The 25,457-nt window shown below is 66.6% G+C and carries 26 protein-coding genes; 12 read left to right on the top strand and 14 right to left on the bottom strand.

Annotated elements, in window-relative coordinates:
* Positions 1 to 20: 20 nt before the first annotated feature.
* Genes HII28_RS17845 through HII28_RS17835 form a run of 3 tightly spaced genes read right to left on the bottom strand, consistent with a single transcriptional unit; the run spans position 21 to position 3,102 of the window.
* The gene (locus HII28_RS17845) at positions 21 to 842 is read right to left on the bottom strand and encodes a carbohydrate ABC transporter permease (RefSeq protein WP_170027178.1); all 822 of its coding nucleotides are present in this window, start codon (positions 840 to 842) and stop codon (positions 21 to 23) included.
* A 3-nt stretch (positions 843 to 845) separates the two neighbouring features.
* Positions 846 to 1,796, bottom strand: coding sequence for a sugar ABC transporter permease (locus HII28_RS17840; RefSeq protein WP_346769399.1), 951 nt, complete (start codon positions 1,794 to 1,796; stop codon positions 846 to 848).
* Entirely contained in the window at positions 1,789 to 3,102 is a 1,314-nt protein-coding gene (locus HII28_RS17835) for a sugar ABC transporter substrate-binding protein (RefSeq protein WP_170027176.1), read from the bottom strand. The genes HII28_RS17840 and HII28_RS17835 overlap by 8 nt, the downstream gene beginning before the upstream one ends.
* A gap of 287 nt (positions 3,103 to 3,389) precedes the next feature.
* Between HII28_RS17835 and HII28_RS17830 the strand changes: the two genes are divergently transcribed.
* The 3 genes from HII28_RS17830 (at position 3,390) to HII28_RS17820 (ending at position 8,642) form a co-directional block, all read left to right on the top strand.
* The gene (locus HII28_RS17830; protein ID WP_170027175.1) at positions 3,390 to 4,412 is read left to right on the top strand and encodes a LacI family DNA-binding transcriptional regulator; all 1,023 of its coding nucleotides are present in this window, start codon (positions 3,390 to 3,392) and stop codon (positions 4,410 to 4,412) included.
* Between the two features lie 371 nt (positions 4,413 to 4,783).
* On the top strand, positions 4,784 to 7,858 hold the full coding sequence (locus HII28_RS17825) for an NEW3 domain-containing protein (protein WP_170027174.1): 3,075 nt from the start codon (positions 4,784 to 4,786) through the stop codon (positions 7,856 to 7,858).
* Positions 7,859 to 7,985: 127 nt separating this feature from the next.
* A complete protein-coding gene (locus HII28_RS17820) occupies positions 7,986 to 8,642 on the top strand; it encodes a flavin reductase family protein (RefSeq protein ID WP_170027173.1) in 657 nt (218 codons plus the stop codon).
* Between the two features lie 89 nt (positions 8,643 to 8,731).
* Here the strand turns inward: HII28_RS17820 and HII28_RS17815 are convergent, their stop codons facing one another.
* A complete protein-coding gene (locus tag HII28_RS17815) occupies positions 8,732 to 9,253 on the bottom strand; it encodes a TetR/AcrR family transcriptional regulator (RefSeq protein WP_240978387.1) in 522 nt (173 codons plus the stop codon).
* 116 nt (positions 9,254 to 9,369) lie between these two features.
* Between HII28_RS17815 and HII28_RS17810 the strand changes: the two genes are divergently transcribed.
* Positions 9,370 to 9,795 carry a nuclear transport factor 2 family protein gene (locus tag HII28_RS17810; protein WP_170027171.1) on the top strand — a complete coding sequence of 142 codons (426 nt, stop codon included), beginning with the start codon at positions 9,370 to 9,372 and terminating at the stop codon, positions 9,793 to 9,795.
* A 397-nt stretch (positions 9,796 to 10,192) separates the two neighbouring features.
* Entirely contained in the window at positions 10,193 to 10,816 is a 624-nt protein-coding gene (locus tag HII28_RS17805; protein WP_240978343.1) for a DUF6518 family protein, read from the top strand.
* Between the two features lie 31 nt (positions 10,817 to 10,847).
* Here HII28_RS17805 and HII28_RS17800 read toward each other — a convergent pair whose 3' ends face one another.
* Positions 10,848 to 11,162 (bottom strand): ATP-dependent DNA ligase, encoded by a 315-nt coding sequence (locus HII28_RS17800; RefSeq protein ID WP_170027169.1) that lies wholly within the window; start codon positions 11,160 to 11,162, stop codon positions 10,848 to 10,850.
* 448 nt (positions 11,163 to 11,610) lie between these two features.
* On the opposite strand from HII28_RS17800, the gene HII28_RS17795 reads away from it, so the two are divergent.
* A complete protein-coding gene (locus HII28_RS17795) occupies positions 11,611 to 12,255 on the top strand; it encodes a response regulator transcription factor (RefSeq protein ID WP_346769398.1) in 645 nt (214 codons plus the stop codon).
* Between the two features lie 136 nt (positions 12,256 to 12,391).
* Entirely contained in the window at positions 12,392 to 14,146 is a 1,755-nt protein-coding gene (locus HII28_RS17790; RefSeq protein WP_170027168.1) for an alkaline phosphatase family protein, read from the top strand.
* 47 nt (positions 14,147 to 14,193) lie between these two features.
* Here HII28_RS17790 and HII28_RS17785 read toward each other — a convergent pair whose 3' ends face one another.
* The 4 genes from HII28_RS17785 to HII28_RS20765 form a co-directional block, all read right to left on the bottom strand.
* Entirely contained in the window at positions 14,194 to 15,489 is a 1,296-nt protein-coding gene (locus HII28_RS17785; RefSeq protein WP_170027167.1) for an MFS transporter, read from the bottom strand.
* An 85-nt stretch (positions 15,490 to 15,574) separates the two neighbouring features.
* Positions 15,575 to 16,648, bottom strand: coding sequence for a gfo/Idh/MocA family oxidoreductase (locus HII28_RS17780; protein ID WP_205865042.1), 1,074 nt, complete (start codon positions 16,646 to 16,648; stop codon positions 15,575 to 15,577).
* Between the two features lie 110 nt (positions 16,649 to 16,758).
* A complete protein-coding gene (locus HII28_RS17775) occupies positions 16,759 to 17,322 on the bottom strand; it encodes a YbhB/YbcL family Raf kinase inhibitor-like protein (RefSeq protein WP_170027166.1) in 564 nt (187 codons plus the stop codon).
* Positions 17,323 to 17,389: 67 nt separating this feature from the next.
* Entirely contained in the window at positions 17,390 to 17,677 is a 288-nt protein-coding gene (locus HII28_RS20765) for a winged helix-turn-helix transcriptional regulator (RefSeq protein WP_346769397.1), read from the bottom strand.
* Here HII28_RS20765 and HII28_RS17765 point away from each other — a divergent pair.
* On the top strand, positions 17,650 to 18,156 hold the full coding sequence (locus tag HII28_RS17765; RefSeq protein ID WP_170026894.1) for a hypothetical protein: 507 nt from the start codon (positions 17,650 to 17,652) through the stop codon (positions 18,154 to 18,156). The genes HII28_RS20765 and HII28_RS17765 overlap by 28 nt on opposite strands.
* Positions 18,157 to 18,188: 32 nt before the next feature.
* On the opposite strand, the gene HII28_RS17760 is transcribed toward HII28_RS17765, so the two are convergent.
* Positions 18,189 to 18,671, bottom strand: a complete 483-nt coding sequence (locus HII28_RS17760; RefSeq protein WP_170027164.1) for a DUF805 domain-containing protein — start codon at positions 18,669 to 18,671, stop codon at positions 18,189 to 18,191.
* A 282-nt stretch (positions 18,672 to 18,953) separates the two neighbouring features.
* Between HII28_RS17760 and HII28_RS17755 the strand changes: the two genes are divergently transcribed.
* Positions 18,954 to 20,162, top strand: coding sequence for an MFS transporter (locus tag HII28_RS17755; protein WP_170027163.1), 1,209 nt, complete (start codon positions 18,954 to 18,956; stop codon positions 20,160 to 20,162).
* A 221-nt stretch (positions 20,163 to 20,383) separates the two neighbouring features.
* Complete coding sequence (locus HII28_RS17750) at positions 20,384 to 20,590, top strand: hypothetical protein (protein WP_170027162.1); 207 nt, start codon at positions 20,384 to 20,386, stop codon at positions 20,588 to 20,590.
* A gap of 75 nt (positions 20,591 to 20,665) precedes the next feature.
* On the opposite strand, the gene HII28_RS17745 is transcribed toward HII28_RS17750, so the two are convergent.
* The 4 genes from HII28_RS17745 to HII28_RS17730 form a co-directional block, all read right to left on the bottom strand.
* A complete protein-coding gene (locus HII28_RS17745) occupies positions 20,666 to 21,283 on the bottom strand; it encodes a hypothetical protein (RefSeq protein WP_170027161.1) in 618 nt (205 codons plus the stop codon).
* Positions 21,284 to 21,297: 14 nt separating this feature from the next.
* A complete protein-coding gene (locus tag HII28_RS17740) occupies positions 21,298 to 22,500 on the bottom strand; it encodes a globin domain-containing protein (RefSeq protein ID WP_170027160.1) in 1,203 nt (400 codons plus the stop codon).
* A gap of 167 nt (positions 22,501 to 22,667) precedes the next feature.
* Complete coding sequence (locus HII28_RS17735; protein ID WP_170027159.1) at positions 22,668 to 23,384, bottom strand: phosphatase PAP2 family protein; 717 nt, start codon at positions 23,382 to 23,384, stop codon at positions 22,668 to 22,670.
* A 157-nt stretch (positions 23,385 to 23,541) separates the two neighbouring features.
* Positions 23,542 to 24,129: a DoxX family protein gene (locus tag HII28_RS17730; RefSeq protein WP_170027158.1), complete on the bottom strand. Its 588-nt coding sequence runs from the start codon at positions 24,127 to 24,129 to the stop codon at positions 23,542 to 23,544.
* Positions 24,130 to 24,351: 222 nt separating this feature from the next.
* Between HII28_RS17730 and msrB the strand changes: the two genes are divergently transcribed.
* Both msrB and msrA read left to right on the top strand, forming a co-directional pair.
* A complete protein-coding gene (msrB, locus tag HII28_RS19950) occupies positions 24,352 to 24,855 on the top strand; it encodes a peptide-methionine (R)-S-oxide reductase MsrB (protein WP_205865040.1) in 504 nt (167 codons plus the stop codon).
* A 12-nt stretch (positions 24,856 to 24,867) separates the two neighbouring features.
* Positions 24,868 to 25,383: a peptide-methionine (S)-S-oxide reductase MsrA gene (gene msrA / locus HII28_RS19945; RefSeq protein ID WP_205865039.1), complete on the top strand. Its 516-nt coding sequence runs from the start codon at positions 24,868 to 24,870 to the stop codon at positions 25,381 to 25,383.
* Positions 25,384 to 25,457 lie beyond the last annotated feature (74 nt).

The raw sequence follows: 25,457 nt of genomic DNA, 5'->3' as shown, positions 1-25,457 counted from the left end.
CTGGCTGCCGCCTGGGAGGGCTACCCCTTGATCGCACCGTCGGTGAATCCGCGAACGTAATAGCGCTGAAGGGCCAGGAAGAGGATGAGCGCGGGGATGGTCAGGACGACGACTCCGGCGGTGGTCGACCCGTAGTCGATGACCCCCATGGTCTGTTGACGCATGTTGACGAGCGCCAGCGGCAGCGGCGAATTGTCGGCACCGAGGAGGTAGAGCGAGATGATGAAGTCATTCCACGCTGCCAGGTAGGAGAACAGGCCGACGGTCACGATGGCGGGGCGCACCGCGGGGATCATGACGCGATAGAAGGCCTGAAAGGTATTGCATCCGTCCATCAACGCCGCGTCTTCGAGTTCGCGCGGGACTGCCGAGAAGGAGTTCCGCATCATGAAGATCCCGAACGGCATCTGGAACAGGGTGAGGACCAGTGCCACCCCGAAGAGAGAGTTCTGCAGTCCGATCTGGTTCATCCAGACCAGCAGAGGAATCAGCAGTGCGGCGTACGGGATCATCATGATCGACAGCACGAGGACGAAGAGGGTGTTCTTGCCCCAGAACCGGAACCGCGCGAACGCATAACCTCCGGTCGCTGCGAGCACGATCGTGAGGACGGTTGCGCTGATCGAGAGGATCAGCGAGTTCTTCAGGTAGGTCGGAAGCCCCAACCCGTAGTCGAACATCTTCGTGTAGTTGCCGAACCCGAATCCGTGGATCTGCGCCGTGCCTTGGGCCGGCGAGACCGACACGATGACCGCCCAGACGAGTGGCAGCAGGAAGACTATGGCAAGAACTGTGGTCAGCACGTAGTACGTGGACTGGGTTGTGACTTTGGTCGTCTTCATTGTTCAGTCCTCGTCAGCACCGACGCGCAGTGCCCTCAGCTGGATGGCGTTGATGATGACCAGAGCGATGAGAAGCATCACGGTCAGTGCCGCGGCCATTCCGAGGTCCCGGTTGGTTTGGAAAGCTTCCCGGTAGATCAGCTGGACGATGGTCATCGTGGAGTTGTTCGGTCCGCCTTCGGTGAGGATGTAGAACTGGTCGAACGCCAGGAGGGATCCGGTGATCGACATGATCAGGGTCATCGCGATGGTGGGTCGAAGGAGCGGGATGGTCACCCGCATCAGGGTCTTCAGCCGACCCGCGCCGTCGAGTTTCGCGGCCTCGTACACCTCACCCGGTATGGCTTGCAGGCCCACCATCATGAGCAGCATGTAGAAGCCGGCGAATCGCCAGACCACCAGCAGCACTGTGGCCCAGAGCGCGCCGCCAGGGGTGCTGAGCACGGACTCACCTTCCTGGAACCCCGGGATCAGGTTCAGCAGGGGGGTCAGCGGGCCGATCTGTGGCGAGTACAGGGCATAGAACAGCAGCGACGCCGATGCGATACCCATGGCGGAGGGGATCAGGATCGCCGTGCGGAGGATCGCGTTCCACTTCCTCGCTTCCTGGACCAGAAGCGCGAGGCCGAAGGCGATCGGCATCAGGATCACCGTCGTGATGATCGTGTACTCGATGGTGAACCAGATGGCTCCTGGCAGGAGCGGATCCTTGAAGACGTTGGTGAAGTTGAGGGGGAAGTTGTTTCCCTGGTTGCCGCCGAGGAGGGTCCAGTTGGACGCCGCCATGATGATGACGACGACGAGCGGGGCGATGAAGAGGCCGAGGACGAGAACCGCCGTGGGAGCGGCGAACAGCCAACCGCGCAGGTTCTCGAGGCGAACGGCGGGCGCCGTCCGCCTCGAGAACCGGGTACGAGATCGAGTGACTCGTGCAGCCGTGCTGCTATCAACCACCCAGAGCCGCCGTGATCGCGTCGTTGTTCGCCTTGGTCTTGGACGCGTCACCCCAGATGGCATCCTGGATCAGGATCTGCCAGGGGCTGCCGGCCGCGTTGAACGCCGTGTTGAAGTTCTCCGCGATCGGGGTCTGCCCGGTCTTCACTGTCGCGTTCCCGATCAGGGTGCGAGGATCGGCGCCGGTGTAGTCGTTCTCCAGCACCTTGATGTTGGAGGCGGTGTCGTTGTTGTCGGCGAACACCGTCTTCTGCGCCTTCTCCGTCATCAGCCAGGAAAGGAAGTTCCACGCCTCCGCTGAGTGCTTGGAGCTCTTGCTGATGCCGATCGCGTCACCGCCGAGGAAGGTCGACGAACCGCTGTCCACGCCGGGGATCGGAGCCACGCCGATCTTGAACGGCGAGGTCTTGAAGAGGGCACTGACCGCAGTGAAGGGGTAGGCCATCACGCCGATCTTCCCGTTCTGGAACGGAGCGGTCCAGGTGGCGCCGGTGTCCGTCTTGGAGCCGGCACCGATGCCGTTCGGCATGTCGGCGAGCTCGCGCAGGCCGGAGTAGATCTTCTGTGCGTTGGAGCTGGCGAGCAACGACGTGGTGCCCGCCTTGTTCAGCGCGTCGTCACCGCTGCCCCAGATCATGGGGAAGAGCGTGAACGCGAGCGCTCCTCCTGACTCGCCGGCGACATACGTGCCGGCCACGCCCGGCTGGTTCAAGCCGGCGACGGCCTTCGCGTCCTTGACGAAGTCATCGAGATTCGCCGGACCCTTCGCCGGGTCGAGCCCGGCCTGCTGGAACAGATCCTCATTCCACACCATCACCGAGATGTCGGAGACGAACGGGAGAGTGTGCTCCTTGCCGTCGACCGTGCCTGCGGCGATGTGACCCGACTGGATGTCGGACTTGTTCGGCAGCGCGTCGATCTGTTTGGTCAGGTCCATGAAGACGCCCTCCTTGGTCCAGTAAGGGACCCGGACGACGTCGCCCGCGAGCAGGTCGGGCAGGCTGTTGGTCTGCACAGCGGCTCCCACCTTGCCCTCGACATCATCGTTGGGCAGCAGCGTCAGCTTGACCTGGTTCTTGTGGGTCTTGTTGTAGTCGTTGACCGCGTTGGTCGCCTGCTTCTGCAGCGGGGCTCGCGACCACATCGTGATCGTCGCGCCGTCGTCGGTGCCGGCTTCGGGAATGGCGGAGCTGTTCGTGGTGCCGTTGGCGGAACTGGAGCAGCCGGAAAGAGTCAGCGCCACGGCGCCGACTGTCGCGAAAACCGCGACGGCGACTTTGCCGCGGCGGCGAAGGGGAGTGGTCATGCTTGGTGCCTCTCAGGTGGTGGTGGGCATGCGGCGGCGACGCCTTTCGACCAAGGGGTTCGACCGTGAACCACACGTGATCGCCAAGGACGGGTCGATGCCGCTGAAAAAACCGAAACGGTTTTCGAGCATGGTGGCACCACGATGCGGACAGTGTCAATAGTTCGCCGCGGGGTCTGTATTCCAGGCGAATCCGGGGTCGAAGGTCTGCTGGGCGGCGATCAAAGAATCGCTGGGCAGCTCACGAAATCGCGCTTATGATTTCGAAAACGCTGAAACGGGGAGCGATGTCGGAACGTGCGAATCAGAAGAGCCCTACGTTGGGCGACGTCGCCGAGTTGGCAGGCGTATCCATCGCCACCGCATCCAAGGCGGTCAACGGTCGCGCGGAAGTGGCCGCCCGCACCCGCGCCCGTGTGCTGAAGGCCGCCGAGCAACTCGGCTTCACGCCGAACGCCCTTGCTCAGAGCCTGCAGGCGGGGCGCACGGGGACGGTCGGTCTGATCACCGGCGATCTGGAAGGTCGCCTCTCGATACCGATCCTGATGGGCGCGGAAGACGCGTTCGGCGCCGGCAGCACATCGATCTTCCTGTGCGATGCGCGAGGCGACGCGATCCGCGAACAGCACCACGTACGCGCGCTCATGTCGAGGCGAATCGATGGACTGATCATCGTCGGCGACAACCCCAATCCGCGGGCACCGCTCCCGTTCGACCTGCCGGTGCCGGTCGTATACGCGTACGCACCCTCCACCGACCCCGACGACATCTCGATCGCCAGCGACAACGTCGGTGCCGGCCGGCTTGCCGCCGAACATCTCCTCGAGTGCGGGCGATCCCGCATCGCATACATTTCCGGAGACGTCACCTACACCGCAGCACGGGATCGGGTCGCGGGGGCGATCGAGGCACTCCACGATGCGGGGTTGGAACTGCTCGGCGGGGAAGCGTTGTACGGTGCGTGGTCTGAGCACTGGGGACGCGGCGGGGCCAGGGCCATCCTGACTCGCTATCCAGATGTCGATGGGATTCTGTGCGGATCCGATCAGATCGCCCGGGGGGTCATCGATGCCCTCCGTGAGGCGGGCAAGGACGTCCCTGCCGACATCGCCGTGATGAGCCACGACAACTGGGAGCCGCTCGCCACCCAATCCCGGCCCCCGCTCACGACGATCGACATGAATCTGAAGGATCTCGGCCGCCTTGCCGCTCAGCTGCTTTTCCGGGCGATCGACGGGCAGCCGGATCGGGGTCTGCACTACGTCGGCTGCCGTGTCGTCACCCGCGAATCGACCGCGTTGACCAAGTAGGCGACGGCTGGCGACACGGTTCGGGCCGTGTACTGAGGAACCGCCTCGATTCGAGGGGTGAGACCTGGACCTCCATCGATAACGAAATGATAACGGTCATCGAGTTCTCCGTTTTCGAAAATTCCGAAACCCTTTTCTGTCGCAGTATGGGCAACGGATAGTTCGCGATTGCGCGTTCTCTAGCGTGATCAATTCAATCAACCCCCTAAGCGCTTTCACGCTTTTCGGGGTCTCGCATGACTGTGACGCATAGCCGCGTCACGGAGGGGATTGAGATGAAGCGTCTTCGTCTTCGTCGAACTTGGGTTGCTGCAGGACTGACGGCGCTTGCGGTCGTCGGTCTTTCGGCCACTCAGGTTTCCATTCCCGGCATGGCGTCAGCCGCTGCCGTGAAAGCACCATCCACCGACTATCAACCGATGCCGTCGCTGCCCACCAACGTGTGCGGCGACTCCTCGCCCAAGCAAGTCGGAACGAACGCTCCGCTGCCGAGCGATCCGCATGGGTTCGGCTATGCCAACGAGTCGATCCTCGGCTGGCAGGGCAACTACTACGCACCATTGACCTATCTGTCGGGCTCCTACTTCGCCAGGGGAGTGCCGACGCATTACACCGCGGGCGGAACGACCTACTGCGGCGCGATGTACAGCTTCGGCGTCTACACCTACGGACTCGCCTCCGGCCAGGCTCCCGCAGCGGGATCGGTCCAGTGGAACGAGGCTGACGGGTACCTGCCGGCCATGACGACGTCCTTCTCACGCGCCGGAGCGGACGTCACCATCACGAACTTCGCGGACGCCCAGAAAGTGGACGGCGCGCTCACCGAACTCGTCTACACGCGCATCACCATCAAGAACACCACGACGGGCGATCTGGCCGTCCCGCCCGGAGCATCCGGCGCGAACCTCGTCACCCTGACGTCATCGCCGGATGACATACCCGCAGGCGGCACGGCGACCGACGAGTACGTGTCCGCTGTCGACACGTTCAGCAGCACCACGCCGCTTCCGGCCGCTGCTGACCTGACGAACGTTTCGAGCTACAACAGCGCCTACAAGCACATGGCGAGCAACTGGAACTCCATGCTCGACACCGCACCCTCGCTGTCGCTGCCCAACACCGAACTGCCCTCGACAGGACTGGCGAAGCCGGGCGACGCCATCTCCAACGCCTACAAGGCGGCGTACATCTACACCCGCATGGTGCAGACAGGGGAGGCCCAGTTCTCCGGGGCGAACAACTACGACTGGGTGCTGAACCACGACGCGCCGAGCATCCTCGACAACCGGTTCGCGGTCGGCGACTTCACCGATGCACAGAACTTGTTGCTGACTGCGCGCATCTCCGAGCAGCCGAACTTCGACGAGAACGGGGCGAACTGGTACTGGGACGGCCTCTGGAAGACGCCGACTGCATGGGCTGACTACCTGCAGGGAACAGGCGACACCGCCTTCGTCAGCAAGTACTTCCACGACGACGCATCAGGCTCCAGCCAATGGGGTCCGAGCCTCTACACGATCATGCACACGTACCTTCAGCAGCAGTTGAACTCCAGCACCGGGTATCTGAAGACGTCGTTCGACAACGACAGCACTGGCACCTGGCTCTTCGACGATGAGGCGGCGCTCGCCGGCATCGCGTCGTACGAGTACATCGCCACCACTTTGGGCAACACCGCCGAAGCTAGCTGGGCTGCTCAGCAGTACAACAGCCTTCTGGCGGCGACGAACGCCGGCCTGGCCGCGAACGAAAAGGCATCAGGGCAGCAGTTCCTGCCGTGCGAGGTGAACCAGCCGGTGAGTGCAGATCGGTGTGCAACTGCGAACGACGCGAACTGGGCAGGATCGAACCTGTGGAGCCAGAACGTGTGGGACGTATTCCTCGCGGGCGGCGCACTCAACGGAACGCTGGGTGATCCTGACCAGTCGGACAACCTCTACACCGTCGGTTACGGGCGCCTTGCTGCCGGCACCGGTGTTCCGTTCCCCTCCTTCGGTGCGTACTCCGGGTACAGCGTGGCGCTGAACACCGGTTACGCCTCGGCGGGCCTGTACGGCACCCAGTACCGCGACCTGCCGCTGACCAGCTATGCGTGGCAGATCCAGAACACCACCGGCGGCCCCAACGCGTGGTGGGAAGCCAACGGTTCGGCTCCGAACCCGAACAACCCATGGGCGGGCAGCCATGCCGCACCGCAGTTCGGTGCCGTCCCCTACGCCTGGCCGCTCGCAAGCCAGACGCAGACTGTCCAGCAGTCGATCGCCGTGCTCGGCCGCACCCAGACCGGTACCACGGCGAGCCCGTCGTTCGGAAGCACTCTCTATGTCGGTCGGGGGATCCCCGACACCTGGATCGCCGATGGGCAGACCATCTCGCTGGGCAACCTGACGAACAGCTACAACGTGGCGAACGGGCACCGGACGACCTACGGCGTCTCCATTGCGACGAAGACCGTCCGGGGCGCGCGCCAGGTGACGATGGATCTCACGGGAAAGCTGCCCACCGATTCCGTGCAGCTGCAGTTGCCGTCCTTCGCCACGGCCGGCGTCACCTCCGTCGTCAACGGCACGTGGGATGCGACCTCGCACACCGTCACCGTGCGCCCGCACAAGACTGAGGTCGTCGTCACCCTCGGCAACTCGAGTGCGCCCACTCTCGCAGCCCAGGTGGGGAACACGCCCGCGGGATCGCAGCCGGTGCTGAAGGCAGGCGATTCCACTCCGGTGTCGCTGACCATCACGAACCCGGGTAGCGCTTCGATCAAGGCGGATGCTGCGATCGCGGCGCCGTCGGGTTGGACCGTCTCCGGAGGCTCTTCGTCGGCGATCTCCATCGCCGCCGGTGGGTCCACAGCGGTCACCTGGAACGTCACCGCGCCTTCGTCGGCGTCAGGCAAGGTGTCGCTGCCGCTTTCGGTGACCTACACCGGGGCGGCCGGCGCCGGAGGAACAGTGAGCATCGCACCGGCGGTCGTCGTGCAGCGCCCGCTTCCGGTCCCAGCGGGGTCGACCGACCTCGCCCTCCAAGGGGCGACACCGAGCGCGTCGTACACGTCACCGTGGGAAAGCGTGAAGGCGATCAACGACGGCGTCTATCCGCCTCAGTCGAACGACACCTCGGGCAATCTGCGTTGGGGGACGTGGCCCAACGTCGGACCCCAGTGGATCGAACTCGATTGGGCGCAGGCCGTGACGACGAACGGATCCGCACTGTACTTCTTCGATGACGGTGGCGGAGTCTTCACCCCGTCCTCCTGGAACGTGCAGTACTGGACCGGTTCTGCGTGGGCCGACGTCACCAACGCCACTGCATACGGCACGGCGACGGACACGTTCAACCAGGTCGGCTACGACTCCGTGACCACCACCAAGCTGCGCGTGAACCTGGTGAGCACGCAGCCGGTGGGCGTTCTCGAATGGGTCGTCGACTCGACGCCGGGACAGTAGTCCGCTGAACGAAGGTGGGCTCGCAGATCAACCTGCGAGCCCACCTTCTGCGGCTATGGGTGCATCAGTACGGACGACTTCGTCCGGGGAGCCTCACGTTCGCAGTGGGTGCGGCGTCTGCAGGTTGATGAGTACACAACAGCTGCTTCCCGACCACTACGTCATCGACCCGGCGATCCTCTATTTCGGAACTCCGGTCGCCCTGCTCAGCACCATCGACTCGGCGGGCGAGCCCAATCTCGCGCCCATGTCCTCGGTGTTCTGGTTCGGCAAGACCGCGGTGCTCGGCATGGGCGGCGGGTCCCAGACGAGTGCGAATCTCTTGGCGACGGGTGAGTGCGTGATCAATCTGCCATCTGAGGAGATGGTGGATGCCGTGGATCGCCTTGCCCTCACCACGGGCCGTCGTGTGGTCAGCGATCGAAAGCGGCAAGCCGGATACCGCTACCTGCAAGACAAGTGGGGGTGGGCCGGGCTCACGGCTGTGGCAGGCGAAACAGTGAACGCTCCCCGGGTGGCGGAATGCGCCGTGCAGCTGGAGGGCAAGGTGCACGCTCTCTCGACCATGGCGAAAGACGATCCGGCGGAGCGTCCGACCTATCTGTTCCAGGTCCGCATCGACCGGGTCCATGTCGCACCGCAGATCCGATCGAGATCTGGCGTGAACCGCATCGACGCGGACCGCTGGCGGCCGCTGATCATGAGCTTCCAACAGTTCTACGGACTCGGGCGACGACTCCACCCATCACGGCTCGCCACGATCGACGAGGAGTGGTACCGGTAGGGTCGGCCATCCGACGGTCGAAGCTCGGAATCCGGCTCAACGACGCCGGACCGGTGAAGTGCCGGCCCGCCGAGCGTGCGGCGCGAAGACTAGGCCGATCGAGTGCCTTGATCCCGGGTCCGCAACCCGTCGCAGAGGACTGCGGCGATCCGCTCGGCGCGCAGCGGTTGATCGGCGGACCGCGCGGACGCGGTCATTCCTGCCGAGACGAGGGCGAGCAGATCGTCGGTATTCACGTCCGACGTGATCGTGCCGGCTTCTTGTGCGTTTTCCAGGGCACCGCGTACCTGTTGGCGCAGTCGTTGGATCGCCTGCTGCAGTTCCGTCGCGTTTCCAAGGGACTCGAGGGCTTCGACGAGATCGAGTTTCGCGGGAGCGGACCGCAGGGCGCCGTGCACGAAGGCGAAGATCGCGTCGGCGGCATCGACCTCTGGTGCGATGAGACGCGACAGGTCGTCAAGCAGTTCGGCGATCATCGCATCGAGCAACGCAGTCTTCGACCGGAAATGGCGGTAGAAGGTGCCGACGCCGACCCCCGCGAGCGCCACAACATCGTCGACCGAAAAGCCGGACCCTTCTGCTTCGAAGGCCTTGCGGGCCGCTGCTATCAATCGTGCGCGGTTGCGGAGCAGATCCGAGCGCGGTGCACGGCCAGAGCTAGACAAACGGAACTTCTCCTCCGTATCGTGAAACGGAACTCTTGTTCCTTTTCAATCTTAGGAGAACCGTGTCCGACGCCACCGAGACTGCAGCGCGATTCCTGTCCCGAACGATCGACGACATCGGTACTCTCGCCGATCTCTACGCTGAGAGCGTCGTCATCGAGATGCCCTTCGCAGCGCCACTGTTCCCGACAGTCCGGCACACCACGCGCGAGGAGCTTCGCGCCGGCTTCACCCGAGCGAGCAGCCGTCGCTACACCAGGGTCGAGAACGTCAGGATCCTCGAGACGACCGATCCGTGCGTGGCCGTGATCGAGTACGAACTCCACGGTGTCAGCGCGCCCGGTGGGGCAGAGTTCACGCTCGCCTACATCCAGATCATCACCGTCGAGGAGGGGCTCATCGTTCACTCCCGCGACTACGGCAGCCCTGTGCAGGTGGCACAGGCGTTCGGCCTCGTCGACCGACTCGTCGCCGGAATCCACGGCTGAACCGGCCGTGCGCGCGGGCCGCGGAGGTGCGAGACGGTCTCCGTGGGGCCGCTGCCGAGGCCATGCGCATTGCGGCCGCATTGCGGCGGACCGCTCTCGACGTGCAATGGCCGACCGAGCCAGGCACGGCGAACGAGGCACGGCGAACGTGCGCACGGTGGACCAGCCCGGCGAATCAGGCACGGTGAGCCGCGATGCTCGACAATGGCCAGATGCCCGAACCCGATCTCGACCCGGCCGCCTTCGACTGCCGTTGCGCAGCGGAGGCTCGAACGGGCAGTGCCGGCCGGCAGGCGCCGGGTCTTCTGGCGAGGAGAGTGCTGACGGATGAGAGGGCGCGCCGGATGAGTGGTGTCGTGTCGTCAGAGGCCGCTCCCTTCGAGGCAGGGCGGCGCCATTGACCGCGACGCCATCAGTCCAGGGCACGACGGACACGTCGTCTCGATGGATCGTGCGCGCGATCATCGTGCTCGTTGCGAGCCTGGTGATCGGCGGTCTCGAATCGCTGGCACAGGGATACCTCCCCGATTGGCTGAGGCCGCTCTCGAATTCGGTGAGCGGCTGGACGCTCGTCACCGCCCTCCTGGTGTCGTGGGCGCGGGTCCGTCCAGGGGTGGGCGTCGTGCTCGGGGCGCTGTCCTTCGCGCTGCTCGTCGTGGGATACGCCGTCATCTCGACGTGGCGCGGCCACTACTACTCGCCGCTGATGTGGGCGCTCATCGGGCTCGTCGCGGGACCGTTCATCGGGGTGGCGGCCTCCTGGCTCAGAGAAAACGGCATCCGTGCCGCGCTCGGCACCGGACTGCTCGCGGGAATCGGAATCGGCGACGCCGTCTTCGGCCTCACGGTGGTTGCCGATACGACGGGTGTCGTCTACTGGACCCTCGCCGGCATTCTGGGGCTTCTCCTGCTCGGCGGCATGCTGTTCAGAAGGATTCGCGGAACAGTGCCGATCCTGGTGCTCATCGCGACGACCGTTCTCATCGCCTTCGGCTACAACCTCGCGTTGCGGCTCGTGTAGCCCGATGCGGGACCGTCGGCACTGGGCGGGCTCAGCCTTGAATGCGGACTCGCGCCGGCGTACCGTCCTCGCGAGTCACGAACAGTCCGCGCGAGCCGTCGGCGGCGATCTGCAGCCGGAGCAGCCACTCCCGGTCGAGAGAGCGCGGATGACCGTTCTGGTACTGGAAGTACGCAGGCACCTTGCACGACATCCAGAGTGACCTGCGAGCCGCGCCCTCGCCGTCGAGCCAGGTCAGCAGGAACGATTCAGACCTGCGGAACTTATTGACCACCACCGTCTCCAGGTGGCCGAGGAGCTCGTCGTCCATCTCGAGTCGGAAGTGCGCGTGGAGCAGAAGTCCCATCTCAGTCTTTCGTCGGGTCGGGGAGAGCGGACATCGCTGTCCGAACGGGGAGACGGGGCGGGGGACACCGGTCGAGGGTGCCGCACGGCCGGCCGTGGTGCCTCGACATCCGGTCGGCGCATGACACGCACAGCCGTCGAGACGTCAGGCGATCCGATTCGGGTGCGGAGGCCGTGGCTTCCAAGCCGATGACCCGTCGGGCGAAGACGATCCGCCCACGGATCCCGGCCGGTGGGGCACGGCCGACCGTGCGGCGTATCCGGAGGCACCACCCTGCCATCGAAGACCGCCGAGCCGATCGGCGCCCGGCGCACGCGAATGCGCCGGGGCACCGACCGCCCCGCGACCGAACGGCACGCCCCCGAATCCCATGACTCAACGCTAGGCAGCTCCGCTGATCGGGGCTTCACCCCTAGGGGTGAAGAATTCCTCGTCTTAGAGTGGGGCCGTGGCGATCAGTGTGGCGCTCATCGATGACTACGAGGTGGTCGTGCGCGGCCTCGCCTCGATGCTCGATGCATACCCCGAGCGGTTCGCCGTCGTCGAGCTGGATGCCAACCTGCAGGTGAGCAATCCCGTCGACATCGCTCTGTACGACACGTTCGCCAACCCGCAGGGCGACAGGGACCAGGTGCGCGAACTGGCCGCGAACCCGCTCGTGGGCAGTGTGGCCGTCTACTCCTGGAACATCGATGACGACCTCGTCGCCGCGGCATTGGCCAACGGCGCCGACGGCTATATCTCGAAAGGGCTGCCGGCAGCCGACATCGCGGCTGCGCTGGAGGCGATCCACGGCGGATCGGGACACGTCTACGTGCCGTCATCAGGATCGGTTGCGGCGGCGGGCGACTGGCCGGGACGGGAGGAAGGGCTCTCGCAGCGGGAGGCCGAAATACTGGCGCTCATCACCCAAGGACTGTCGAACGAGGCGATCGCCGAGCGAGCGCACCTCTCCATCAACTCGGTCAAGACGTACATCCGATCGTGTTACCGCCGGATCGGCGTCGCCAGTCGCATTCACGCCGTGCTCTGGGGCATCGAACACGGCTTCCGGCCGGACAGGGTCAGGATCGAACCGGGCCGTCGCGACTGAGGTGGCGGTGCGGCGCGGCCGAGCATCCGGGCCGTGCGCCGTGGATGCCTCCGGGGGTGCACCCCCTCGTCCAGCAGCACCGGCTCGCCCTGGCGAGCCTGGCCGACGCAGCAGCGAGTCTGCGCATAATCGACCCATGCCCCAATCGCCGGAGGACCCGGAGCCGTCCAGCGCCGAAGGCGACGCCGAGCGGATCCCGAGCAGGCGCCGGTTCCTGAGCGCGTCAGGCTGGGGAGCCGCCGGGCTGGTGACCGGAGCCGTGAGCGGCGGACTGATCGCCGGAGCGGTCGTGGGATCCGAGAACAACAAAGACGAGCGGTACGGATTCAGTCCGCTGCCGGCGCGCCCGGAGCCCGGATTCGATCACCTCGTCGTGCTCATGTTCGAGAATCGCAGCTTCGATCATGTGCTCGGACGGCTGTACGACGGCGTCCGGCCACCGCGTGGACAGGCTTTCGAGGGTGTGCGCAACGGTGAGCATCCGAACCGCGCTCCTGACGGCACGGCCGTCGCGTCGTTCGTGTACGACGATCCGACCGATGTGCTCTTCTCGCAGCCGAACCCGGATCCCGGCGAGACGTATCCGCACGTCAACACCCAGCTCTTCGGGGTCGTGGATCCGCCGTCGAACGCGGATCCGGGAACGGAGGACGGCATCCGGGCGCCATGGAACGCGCCTGAATCCGGCCGCGAGCCGACCATGGACGGCTTCGTCCATGACTACGTGACAAACTATCGCATCCAACGAGCTTCGGAACCGTCTCTCTCGGAGTATTCGCCGGTCATGGGCGGTTTCACGCCCGAAATGCTGCCTGTGTTCTCGGCGCTCGCACGGTCGTTCGCCGTCTTCGACCACTGGCACTGCGCCGTGCCGTCGCAGACCTTCTGCAATCGTTCGTTCTTCCACGCGAGCACCTCGCACGGCTTCGTCACCAATGGGCAAGGCGGGGGTCCCGACAAATGGCTGAACGCACCCGATGTCCCGACCCTCTTCAACCGGCTCCAGGATGCTGGACTCTCCTGGCGCGTGTACTACGACGCCGAGCAGGTGGTGTCGTTGACGGGGCTGCTGCACGCGCCGTCGATCGAGCGCTACTGGAAGACCAACTTCCGGAGCATGGATCAGTTCCGCGAAGATGCTGCGAACGGCGACCTGCCCGTTTACTCGTTCATCGAGCCACGCATGGTGTTCGATCACAACGACATGCATCCGCCGGAGAACATCCCGACGCTGAGCACGCATGGTTTTGAATCCGCATTCAGCGACGTGCGCGCCGCTGAAGCGCTCCTGGCCGATGTCTACACCTCGATCAGGAACAGCAGCTCCGCGAAGGGGTCGAACGCGATCAACACTGCTCTGCTGGTCACGTTCGACGAGCATGGAGGCCTCTTCGATCACGTTCCCCCGCCATCGGCCACCCCGCCGAGCGGACATCCGGATCCCGGCGAGATGGGGTTCACCTTCGATCGACTCGGGCTGCGCGTGCCGACGATCCTGGTATCCGCCTACGTCGAGGAGGGAACGGTCGAGAGCGAGCCGACGCAGCACGCGTCGGTGGCGAGCTCGCTCACACGGCAGCACGGGCTCAAGCCCCTCACCGAGCGCGACAAGCATGCGCGAACGCTGCAGGAGACGATCCGGCTCACCGTGCCGCGTCAGCCTCAGCTCTGGCCGGATGTGCAGGCCCCGTACGTGCCGGCGAACCCCGAGCGCAGGCGTGCCGAACCCGCCGGCCGGGACCGCGAGCGCCCGCTGACCTCGCCCGCGAAGGGTCTGCTCGGCTTGCTCCTGGCCAAATACGAGCCGCAGGCCGCGCGGCCCGAGACCTTCGGCGACGCGTACGACACCCTGCACCGGCACGGCGAGCTTCTCTTCGGAACGACCGACTGAGAGTCGCAAGCTGGCGGACGATCGCATTCGATCGTGCGGAGCGGCCGCTACGGCACGTTCGGGCCGTCTCCCGGGCGCAGTGACTCCGTCCGAACCGCTTCCGGCCGCTCCTGCGAGCGCAGTTCCGGATCCGCATCATCGGGCGCAGAGGGTCCGAGCTTTCCGAACGCCCGGAAGCCCACCAGCACGAGCACGATCGGCACAACGGCTGTGAACGCCACGACCGTGAACGCCGCGTGCGGACCTGCGGCGTCGTTGATGAGTCCTCCAGCGAACGAGCCGAGCGACATGCCGCAGATGACGAGGGTGTTGAGCCACGCGAGAGCCTCGGTGATGATGGCGGGCGGCACGATGTCGTGGGCGATGTGGTTGATGGCGATCATCAGCGGGGCAATGGTGGCACCCGCGAAGAAGCCGAGCGGATAGAACCACCAGATCCCCGGTGCGAACGCGAGCGCAACCCAGGTGATGGCCAGCGCGAGCGCCGTGCCGACGAGCATCTGCCTCGATCGGAGTCGTGTGGAGAGCGCGCCGAAGACGAATCCGCCCGACGCACTTCCGATCGAATACGCCGTGAGCACGGTGCCCGCGAGCTCTGGCACCCCGTTCGCCGTCGCGAGCGAGACGATCGAGAGGTCGTTGATGCCGAATCCGATGCCCGTCGCGAAGCTTGCGACGAGCAGGATCAGGAACGGTGCGGAGCGCAGCAGCCGGCCGGGGCGGTGCGCATGCTCCGTGGCCGCGACCGGCTTCGCGTCGGGCATCATCCGCAGAAAGAGTGCTCCGAGCGGCCCGATGATGCCGGACAGGATCAGCCCGCCGGCCGGGAGGAGTCCGGCGGCGAGGAACGCGGCGACCGCCGGGCCGAACACCCAGACGATCTCGTCGGCTACCGCCTCGATCGCGAAGGCCGTTCGCAGCAGGAATCCGTCTTCGACGATGGTCGACCAGCGTGCGCGCATGAACGCGCCGACCGGCGCGACGGTGACACCGCAGAACACCGACGCGATGACCAGTCCCACCATCGAGCCGAGGTAGCCGCACGCGATCGCGCCCGCAATGGCGAGCGGATGCGTGATCGCGGACGCCAGCAGCAGCTGACGTTGTCCGCGCCGGTCGGCGATCCGTCCGGCCAGGGGCCCGATGAGTCCCATCGAGGCGATGGCGAGACCGGAGGTGAGACCGCCGAGCGTGTATGAGCCGGTGCTCGCGTGCGCGAAGTAGAGGAATCCGAATCCGAGAACGGCTATCGGCGTGCGAGCCAGCAAGCCGGCGAGCACCATCATGGTGCGGGCTGGGACGGAGAGGAGCTTGCCGTAGGCGCGGAATCCGAGGTCGCTCATCGGGCGATCCGCTCTCGGACCATCTCCTCGTACCGTGCAACCACGATGGTCAACGCTACGTGACGAAACGACCTCGGTCGTCCGGTCAGGCCGCCCAAGCCTCCCGCACCACTCGCACACTCGCACCCGTCTCGCTCGCGCGTCGGATCGCCAGCCCGAGCAGCTGGTCCTGCGCGGCATCCGCGAGCGGATACGGCTCGGGTCCCTCATCGGCGACCCACCGCCCCATCGCCTCGAGGAGTGACGCCATCGCGATCTCCTCATCGGAGAGACGGGCGCCGACGTACGGATTGTGGAAGAGCACGGATCCGTCGAGGGAGATCTGGTCCAGCTCCGGCGCCTCGAAATCGTGGTGCAGGCCGGTCTGACGCCGCTCGAAGCCGGAGGTCACGACCGTTGTCTCATCGACCAGCCGGGTGAGCGCGTCGTCGATGATCTCGCCTCGGCTACCGCGGACCAGGACCCTTGATGCCCGAAGCGGGTTGCGCGTCTGCCCTTCGGTGAAGTCGTAGTGACCGATGGCATCTCCGAAGTCCAGAGTGGCCGTCGTGGTGACGGTCGGATGCTCCTCCCGATCTCGCGTCCATCCGGCGCGGCTCACCGGCGCGACCAGCGGCGCGGTGTGCGTCGTCGCGCGGACGTCGGCATCCGTGAGGCCCACGCCGAGAAGTGCGCGGAGGATCGCGACGGCGTGATAGGTCTGCGTCATCGACACCTGGGCCGAGGTGGGCGTTCCGATCAGGCCGGATCGCACTGCCGCGATCCGCGCTGCCGTCATCGGATGCCGCGGATACTGCTCGGCGACCTGCACGAGTCCGCGCGATCCCACGTCGCGCCACAGCGCCTGCAGGGTGGACTCGTCGAGCGCAGGCGGCGTCTCCGCCAGGGCGGGCACACCGCGGTCGGTGAGCTCGCGCATCAGGTCGGGCGTGGCATCCGGTCCGGCTGTCGTGAGCACGAAACCGGGTCGCGTGCCGAGCAGCTCGCCGAGGTCGCCGGCGACCGGAAGGCCGAGTGCCGCCCGGTCGTTGTCGTCGAGCGGGCGGTGCGGGAGGATCGCCGAGACATCGAACAGGTCGGGCAACGCGGCGGCCAGCGTGCAGAAGGCGCGGGCACGGAATCCGGTGCCCACGATCGCGAAACGGATCGGTTCGTTCATCACGGACGATTCTGCCGGGCGGGGACGCGGTTCGTGGCGGTCACGGACTCATCCGGCCGTCGTCATCGACGCCCGCCAGACGACGAAAGGAGAACAGGCGAACGGTTCCGTCACGGAATCTCGTAGGTGCCGTCCAGTCTGCCGCGAGCGATCACGTGTCCGCTCATGGCGTCCACCGCCTGCCGAAGCGTGAACGGATCCGGGAGGTCCAGCCGGCGGTCGAGGGCGAAGAGCTGGAACACGTACACGTGCGGCCCGTGCGACGGCACGGGCATGGGGCCCGCCCATCCGCGGTGGCCGAGCGCGCCCTTGCCATGCACGAGCCCGGGGATCGGGCTCGGCTGAGCGAGGCCGCCCTCTGGAACGCCACGCAGCTCAGGACCGATGCCGCGGGTCACCAGGTGCGTCGCCGGCTGACGGCGCGGGGCATCCGGATCCTGCACGATGAGCACCAGCTCGACAGTGCCGGCGGGCGCCTGCGTCCACTCGAGCTCCGGCGACGGGTTCGGTCCGAACAGTCGTCCGCGGTACTCGCGCGGGATCGGCTCGCCTGGCGCGAAAGCCGGACTCGTGACGGTCAGCGTCTGTGGAGCGTTCAGTCCGGGCAGCGCCCAGATGAGGGCGTCCTGGCCGGCGCGGTTGTTGCGCAGGGCACGACCTATCGGGTTGGGCATGGATGCTCGCTCCGCTCTCAAGGGAAGATTCGGCTCTGAGAATCTACGGGCAGATCCATGAGCCGGCTCACTCATCCTGCCGGGCACGCGCCTCCGTGATGTCGGCGTGGTGAGAGATCGCCCATGCGGCGATGGCGCGCGCGGGCTCGAGCAGCGTGCGACCGGTCGACGTCAGCTCGTACTCCACGCGCGGTGGGACCTCGCGGTATGCGGTCCTGGCCGGGCTGCTGCCTGAAGGTTCCCGCAGGTGTCGCTCGGCGTGATCCGCCGTGTGTGACCATGGTGCGCGTCGGCGTCGTGCGGACTCCGGCGCACGGACCGCGGACCATGACGACCGAGTCAGTCGAACCTTCACGAACGCGCGACCTTGGTCGCCGCGCGATCCCACTCGTCGTCGTGAACTTCGTGCTGTGCCTGGCGCTCGTCGCACAGTTCCTGCTCGGCATGGTGGCCAACCTGTTCGTGACCGTGCCTACGCATCATCCGGGCGCGAACGCATCCGACTACTACGCGGGGGTTGTCGCGTCGATGGCCTGGCTCATCCCGCACGGTGAGCCCTGGCTGGTCGCGCACGCGGTGGTCGGACTGGTGCTGGTCGTGGCCGCGATCGTCAATCTCGTGTGGATGCTGCGCCTGCGCAGCGCGCTGTACGCGACGGCATCCATCCTGGGCGCGCTGGCGACGCTGGGTGCGGGCTTCAACGGCGCGAGCTTCGTCATCTACGGATTCGACTCGAGCTCGATGATCATGTCCGGCCTGTGGGCGCTTGCCATGTGCTGCTACCTGGTGTGCCTGCTCGTCGCGGCGAGACGCGGGGTGCGGGCGAAGGCTTGAGCGACGGATGCGCCGCGCACCGACGGGAGCCGCTACTGCGGCGGTCGATCGAATCGCGCACCGCGAGCATCCGACGGCAGCAGAGAGAGCACGAGGATGATGATCCATCCGACGGCCGGGATGAGACCGAGGAACCAGAGCGGACCAGGGAGGTTGGCGTCGTGCATCCGGCGCCAGAAGAGCGCCAGCTCCGGGACGATGAGTCCGAGGAAGAGGATGACCCCGAGGACGATGGCGACGACGATCCCCACGTTCAGACGCATCCCGGCACCCGAGCGCGAGGCCAGGAGCGACGGGATGTAGATCGCCTCGACGATCGCGCCGATGATGATGCCGATCAACTGCCACCACCAGTACTCGCTCCGGCTCGCCCTGCCGGTGAAGGTCGCGTACTTCCGGAAGAAGCGGGAGAAGGCGATGCCGAGACTGGCGCCGTAGTACGGCGCCCAGAGAGGTATCGCGCCCTGTGATCCGGAGCCGTCCGGCGGTGGTGATGAAGGTGGATACGCGCTCATCTCGACTCCTTACGTGCGACGTTCTCGCCGCCGCAGAGCCGCGGCCACGCGATCGCTTCCCCCTGAATTGTTCCGCCGTGGGCGCTGACGCGAGCCTTACGGCGTCTGAGACTTCTCAGATGCGGGCGAGGCCTGCCGCATCGGACACGCGTGATTCGAATCGATTCGATGGATGTGCCATGATGTCGTGCGGGAGCGCGAACCTCGGCATCCGGAGGACTGCATCCCCTCGCGGGAGCGCTCTCCCGCCGCGAATCGCTCAACGGAGAGGAACCGACTGGCATGACCAACGCCGCCGACCTGCAGGTCGACGCCCACGCCCTGCGTCGCTGGCGCAACGCGATCATCCTGGCGTTCGCCGTCGGCGGCATCACGGTGTCCTCCTGGGGTCCGCGGCTCCCCGCTGTTCAGTCCGACCTCGGCGCCGACACCGCGCTGATCGGCGTGATCCTCGGATGCGTCACCATCGGCTCGATCTGCGGCCTCGTGGCGTCCACTCCGTTGCTGCACTATCTGGGCAGCAAGCGGGCGCTCGGCGGTGCGATCCTCGTGGTGGCACTCGCCATGGCGCTCATGGGCATCGGCGTCGGGCTCGGATCCATACCCGTCGCCGTCATCGCGTTCATCTTTGTCGGGTTCGGTATCGGCACCCTCGACGTGCTGATCAATGTCGAGGGCGCAGCCGTCGAGTCCCGCGCGAAGCGCACGCTGATGCCCCTCATGCACGGCGCCTGGTCGGTGGGTGCCGCGATCGGCGCAGGAGTCGGTGCGTTGTGCGCGGCGGCCGACATCACGCCGTCCGCCCAGTTCATCGGCGAGGCCGTCGTGATCGCCCTGCTCATCGTGGTGATCGTGCCGTCCATCGCCCCTGGCGCGCGTGCGGAGGCGCCGAAGGAGGAGCTCACCCGCTGGCAGCGCATCGTGGAGTGGGCGAAGGGATGGCTGGACTGGCGCCTGCTCCTCATCGGCGTGGTCATGCTCGGGGTCGAGCTCGGCGAGGGATCCGCGAACAGCTGGATGACGCTGGCCGTGCACGACGATCACGGGCAGACCGCTGCGATCGCCGCGCTGTTCTTCACGGTATTCGCCGTGGGGGAGGCGCTCACCCGGATCTTCGGAGGTCCCGTCGTGGACCGCCTCGGCCGGGTGTGGACCATCCGCTGGACGACGGCGCTCGGGGCGGTCGGGGTGGTGCTCTTCATCCTCGGCGGAAATGTGTGGCTCGTGCTGATCGGTGTGCTGCTGTGGTCCGTCGGCGTCTCGATGGGCTTCCCACTGGGCATGTCGGCGGCAGCAGAGAGCGGGCCGAATCCTGCGGCGCGGGTCAGCGTCGTGGCATCCGTCGGGTACTTCGCCAACCTCGCCGGCCCTCCCGTGATCGGTGCGCTCGCGGAATCGGTCGGGCTCTTGAACTCGCTGTGGCTGGTCGTGGTGTTCATGGTCGCCGCGTTCGCGGTGGCGGGTTCCCTGCGGCCGGTGAAGCGGGGCTGACGTCGGCGAACTCGCTCATCCCCGTTCCTGTTGAACTCGGCCAGTCCCTTTCGGTTACGGATCGGCAACGAAGCCCTTAGAGCGTCCTCAGTCGACTCTGACCTTGTCCTCGGCCCTGCGTCGCAGACTGGCCGAGGGCGAACAACGGAGCTCACCCGCACTATGGGTTGGCCGTGTCTCGAGGCGTGAGGCACGGCCAGAGAGCGATCCTGGGGGACGCCGTGAGCGTGACGACATTCATCAAGAACGTCTACGAGTCGGATGCGGAAGAGGCGCGCGGTCGCGCGTCGGTGATCGGCCGCATGCTGCTGATCCTGCTGGGCGGCGTCATCGTCGCAGCAGTCGCCATTGGTGCGGTCGTCGGGACCGTGTCACTGATCTGGGGTGGCGCGATCGTCTCGATCGTGCAGCAGCTCGCCGGCATCTGATCCGTGAGAGCTCATGCGCGGACTCGCGCGGCTCCGCCGAGACCCTGGTCCGGTGTCTCAGCCTTCGTCGGCTCCTCAGCCCTCGTTGCCGGCCGACCCCTGCTGGTTGACCGTGGGGATGGCTCCCGTGCCGAGGCGCCCGAGCTCGCGTTCGATCGACTCGAGCAGCGAGTGCGCCTGGGCGGCGGCCATCCGGGTGAATTGACGGGCGCGGACCACGTCGTCGGGAGAGGCCGGCCCTGCCGCGGCGAGATCGTCGGTGGCGAAAGCGGGAGCGGCCGGCAGGTCGGCCTCCCAGGCCGCCGTCGAGCCGGGCTCGGATGCGGGACGCGACCCGCCGGACTGCCTCTCGATCTCGCGCGCCGCCTGCTGGGCTCGCTCGATGATCTCGCGGTACTGAGTTCTCGCGGTATCGACCAGGTCCTTCGAGTAGGACTCGGCCTCGGAGACCGCTTCGTCGGCGATCCGCTGCGCGCTGCTGAGCAGGAGCACGGCGCGGCTGGAGATCTCCTCGTCGCCTGTGCTGAGGCCCGCCATCAGATCGTGCTTCTCGCGCCAGGCGAGTTCGAGGGCGTCGGCGGCGGCGGCCAGCAGGGACTGCAGTGCAGCGCGGTCGTAGCCGTCGTTCTCGCCGGCGGCCGCTGCCTCGCGCAGCAGTCCAGGGGTGATGGATGCGGATGTTGTCCCGGCCATGTTCATGTCGTCCTCTACTGGATTCCCAGGCCAACGCCCGCCTGGCTGACTTCGGGGGAGGCTGCGCGGTCGCCGGCTTCACCGGCCTGTTGAGTGTACGGTTCTTCGTATTTCTCGCTTCTGATCCGGTCTGCGGGGAGACCGGAGCGCAGAAGAGCGTCTGTCGTGTTGCGAACCATGCGCGGTGAGCCGCACACCATCGCGAGATATCCGTACCACGGGCCGTCCGCTGCCGCCACCTCGCCGATGGGCCCGCGGGATCCCGGGAACGACGGGTCGTCGGAGACGGCGAACCGGGTGCGCAGCCACGGCACGCCCGCGTAGGCGTTCAGCTCGTTGCGCGCATAGAAGCCCCACGGATGCCGCACCCCGTGATAGAGCGCGACCCGCGGTCCCGTCCCAGTGATGCGGTGACGCTCCGCGACCTGGTCGAGCACGGCCAGCAGCGGGGCGAGGCCGGTCCCTCCACCGACGAGGAGCAGATCCGGCCAGTCGCCGTCGGACGGAAGGGTGAGGAAGTCGCCGATCGGAGGGCCGAGCCGGACAGAATCGCCCGCCTTGACATCCCGAAGCAGGGCACCGCTGACCTGACCGCCTGGCACGAGCTGCACGTGGAAGTCGATCGTGGAGTCGGCCCGGGGTGCGTGCGTCGGCGAGAGGTAGCGCCATTGGCGCGGGCGCTGCGGGATCTCGACGGCCACCGACTGCCCGGCGCGGTACGCGTACGGCTCGTGGGTGCGGATCGTCACTCGCCCGACATCCATACCGCGTCGCTCCGTCGCGACCACCTCGCCGGACCAGGTGGCCGGAACCGACTCCGCCTCTTCGGCTGCGGTGATCATGGTCGTGGCGATGAGTCCGTATGCATCGGCCCAATCGGATGCCAGTTCCGGCGTCCACGCGTCGCCCAGGAAGTGCTTGAGCGTGGCCAGGAGGGATGCGCCGACCGCGGGATAGTGCCCGGAGATCGTTCCGAACTTGCGGTGGTCGCGGCCGAGATCCTGGATGTATCCGACGACCTCGCCGATGTTGTCGACGTTGCTCACCATGCGGCCGAGGGCCCGCACGAGTCGATCTCGTTGCGTCGCCATGGTGACGGGGAACAGCTCCCGCACCTCGGGATGCGCGAGGAAGAGGTGTGCGTAGAAGAAACCGGGGACGGCGTCGCCGTGAGCTGCTACCTGACTCCAGGTCCGCTTGAGCGCAACCGTATCCACCTGTACGTGTCCAATCCGCCGTCGTGCCGAGTTGATCCAGGACGACGGTAGCGTGCGATGCTGGCGGTCACAAACTCGGGTTGCGCTCATCTGCAAGTCCCCGTTCAGGGCCCGTTCGGTCCACTGACAGGCAACACTTGAGCGGGTCATCCGACCGATTGTGCTCGTCAACCGCGGGCAGCGTCGGCGGCCGGGGCGGTGTCCGAGGGGCTACGACGAGCGAGGATGCGACGAACCACGAAATTCCACAGCCACGCGACGAGCAGTGCGCCGCCGGCTCCGGCGAGAAGGGCACCCAGGACGTCGGTGGGGTAGTGCGCGCCGACGTAGAGGCGCGACCATGCGGTCACCGCGACGAACAGAATGCCCACCACGAGCACGATGATCCGCGCCCAGAGTCCGCGGCAGACCATGAGGACGGCGGCGGACAGCGTCACGGCGAAGACCGTGTGCCCGCTCGGATAACTCAGGGTCGCAGGCGAGACGTGCAGAAGGTGGGCGACTGCATCCAACGGCGGACGGGTCTCGCCGACGACGGCCTTCGGGATGAGGCACAGCACCCACCCGCCACCGGCGATGACGACGGCAGCCAGCGCCCGACCCCACGAGACGAACAGCCCGACGAGGACGGCCAGGATCACCAGGCACACCGCGACCACGCTGACCGAGTCGAGGTGGTCCAGCGCCCGGGCGACGGCGTCGAACAGCGACGAGTGCGCGTCGTTGAGGGCGCGATCCACGACGAGCTGGGATGTCAGCCAACCGCTGGCCGCCTTCGCGGCGAAGCCGAGCGCGAACGTCGCGGCCCACAGCACGAGGGCGATCACGAGGGCACCGCGTGGAAGGGAGACGAGCGGTGACGGGCGAAGCCGATGGGTCGACATTCCGCAAGTCTCCCGGCCGACAGACCGAGAGATGGCGGCGACAGGCGCGACCCGGCTGCGAGTCCGCACAGAGTCTCAGCCGCTCACGCCGCCCCTGCTGCACCCGGATCGCGCAAGGCTCTCGCTGCGGCGGAAACCGCTACTGCTGATCCGCCGCCTATCCGGCGTCGCTGTCGGCATCGGACGACGCGGATGACTCCGTGCTCGCTGTCTCCTCCACAGCGGAGTCCGCTTCGACGGCGGCTTCGTCGTCGGCGGGAGTCTGCGGCGCGAACCGCTTGCCGGCCTGGATGGCGAGCACGGATCCGAGCGCCCCCGCGACGATCGCGAAGATCGCCCAGCCGGTGCCCCACTTGGAGCGTCCGAACGCCCCGTCGACGGATGCCTTGCCCGGTCGCTCAGCGAGCAAGGTCGCTGCCGCGATCATCACGACGTTGAACTCGACGCCGCCGTTCGAGTTCCAGATCCCGTTCCTCGCGTGCACCTTGCGGATCGCCGTGATCATCGTCGCGATGAGTCCGGCAGAGGCGAACGGCGTCGCAACGCCCAGTGCCAGCGCGGCGCCTCCCGCCGTCTCCGCGAGCCCGGCGGCCCGGGCCTGAAGCCTCGCGGGATGCATGCCGAGGGCATCCATCGTCTTCTCGGTCTGTTCGAGGCCTCCGCCGCCGAAAAGGCCGGCGAGCTTCTGCAGCCCGTGGCCGATGAACAGCAGGCCGACGACGACCCTCAAGATGAGCGTTCCCATGTGATCCCCTCGATTCGCGTTCCGCGTTCCGTTCTATACGGCCTGCCGCGGGTTGTACACCGTTGCGTACCGCCGGTTCAGCTCGGCGGAACCCGCGTCCTCCGGCGGGTTTCGACGAGCTCGACCAGCGGCGACGGATCACAGCGAACTCACAGCGCAGACGGGTCCAGCCGGGAACTTCGGCCCTCGATCCCGTGTTCTTCCTCTCGTAAGGAGTTCACAATGGGCAACTACAGCAAGGACGAAGCCGCGATCTCGCAGCTGAGTCGCAAGCAGTTCGACGTCACCCAGCACGGCGCCACCGAGCGCGCGTTCACGGGAGAGTTCTGGAACAACCACGAGCCGGGGCTCTACGTCGACATCGTCTCGGGCGAGCCGCTGTTCGCGTCGAGCGACAAGTACGACAGCGGATCGGGATGGCCGAGCTTCACCGTCCCGATCGACCCCGAGAACGTGGTGCTGAAGCAGGATCGTACATTCGGCATGGTGCGCACGGAGGTGCGCTCGAAGCACGGAGACAGCCACCTCGGTCACCTCTTCGACGACGGTCCGATCGACCAGGGCGGTATGCGCTACTGCATCAACTCGGCAGCGCTGCGCTTCGTGCCGGTATCGGACCTCGAGCGCGAGGGCTACGGCGAGTTCGCGGCACTCTTCGCAACGCAGGATGACGCGACCGTGTCGGGCACAGGCATCCGCGACGACAATGGACAGAACGAGAAGTAGGAGAAGAACGTCATGAGTACTGAGCGAGCCATTCTCGCCGGCGGTTGTTTCTGGGGCGCCCAGGAGCTGCTGCGCCAGAAGCCGGGCGTCATCTCGACGCGCACCGGATACTCCGGCGACCCGAACACGCCGAACGCGACGTACCGCCACCACGGCGACCACGCCGAGTCGGTGGAGATCGTCTTCGACCCGGATGTGATCAGCTACCGCGAGCTGCTGGAGTTCTTCTTCCAGATCCACGACCCGTCGACCAAGAACCGCCAGGGCAACGACCTCGGCCGCAGCTACCGTTCGGCCATCTTCTACACGACGCCCGAGCAGGAGCAGGTCGCGCGCGACACCATCGCGGATGTCGATGCCTCCGGTCTGTGGCCGGGCAAGGTCGTCACCGAGGTCGAGCCCGCCGGCGAGTTCTGGGAGGCCGAGGAGGAGCACCAGGACTACCTGCAGAAGTACCCGGAGGGATACACCTGCCACTGGGTGCGCCCGAACTGGCGCCTGCCCAAGCGCGAGGCGCAGACGGCGTAGTCCGCCCGCGCCGGGCGCGCTGAGCGAGCGCAGCGAGCAGGAGTTGCGTGCAGTCGCGACGAGATCCGTCGCAC

It is taken from the genome of Planctomonas sp. JC2975, from assembly GCF_012985205.1.
Lineage (GTDB): Bacteria > Actinomycetota > Actinomycetes > Actinomycetales > Microbacteriaceae > Humibacter.
The sequence above is the reverse complement of the archived record's forward strand: the minus strand, read 5'-3'. Positions and strand labels throughout refer to the sequence as shown.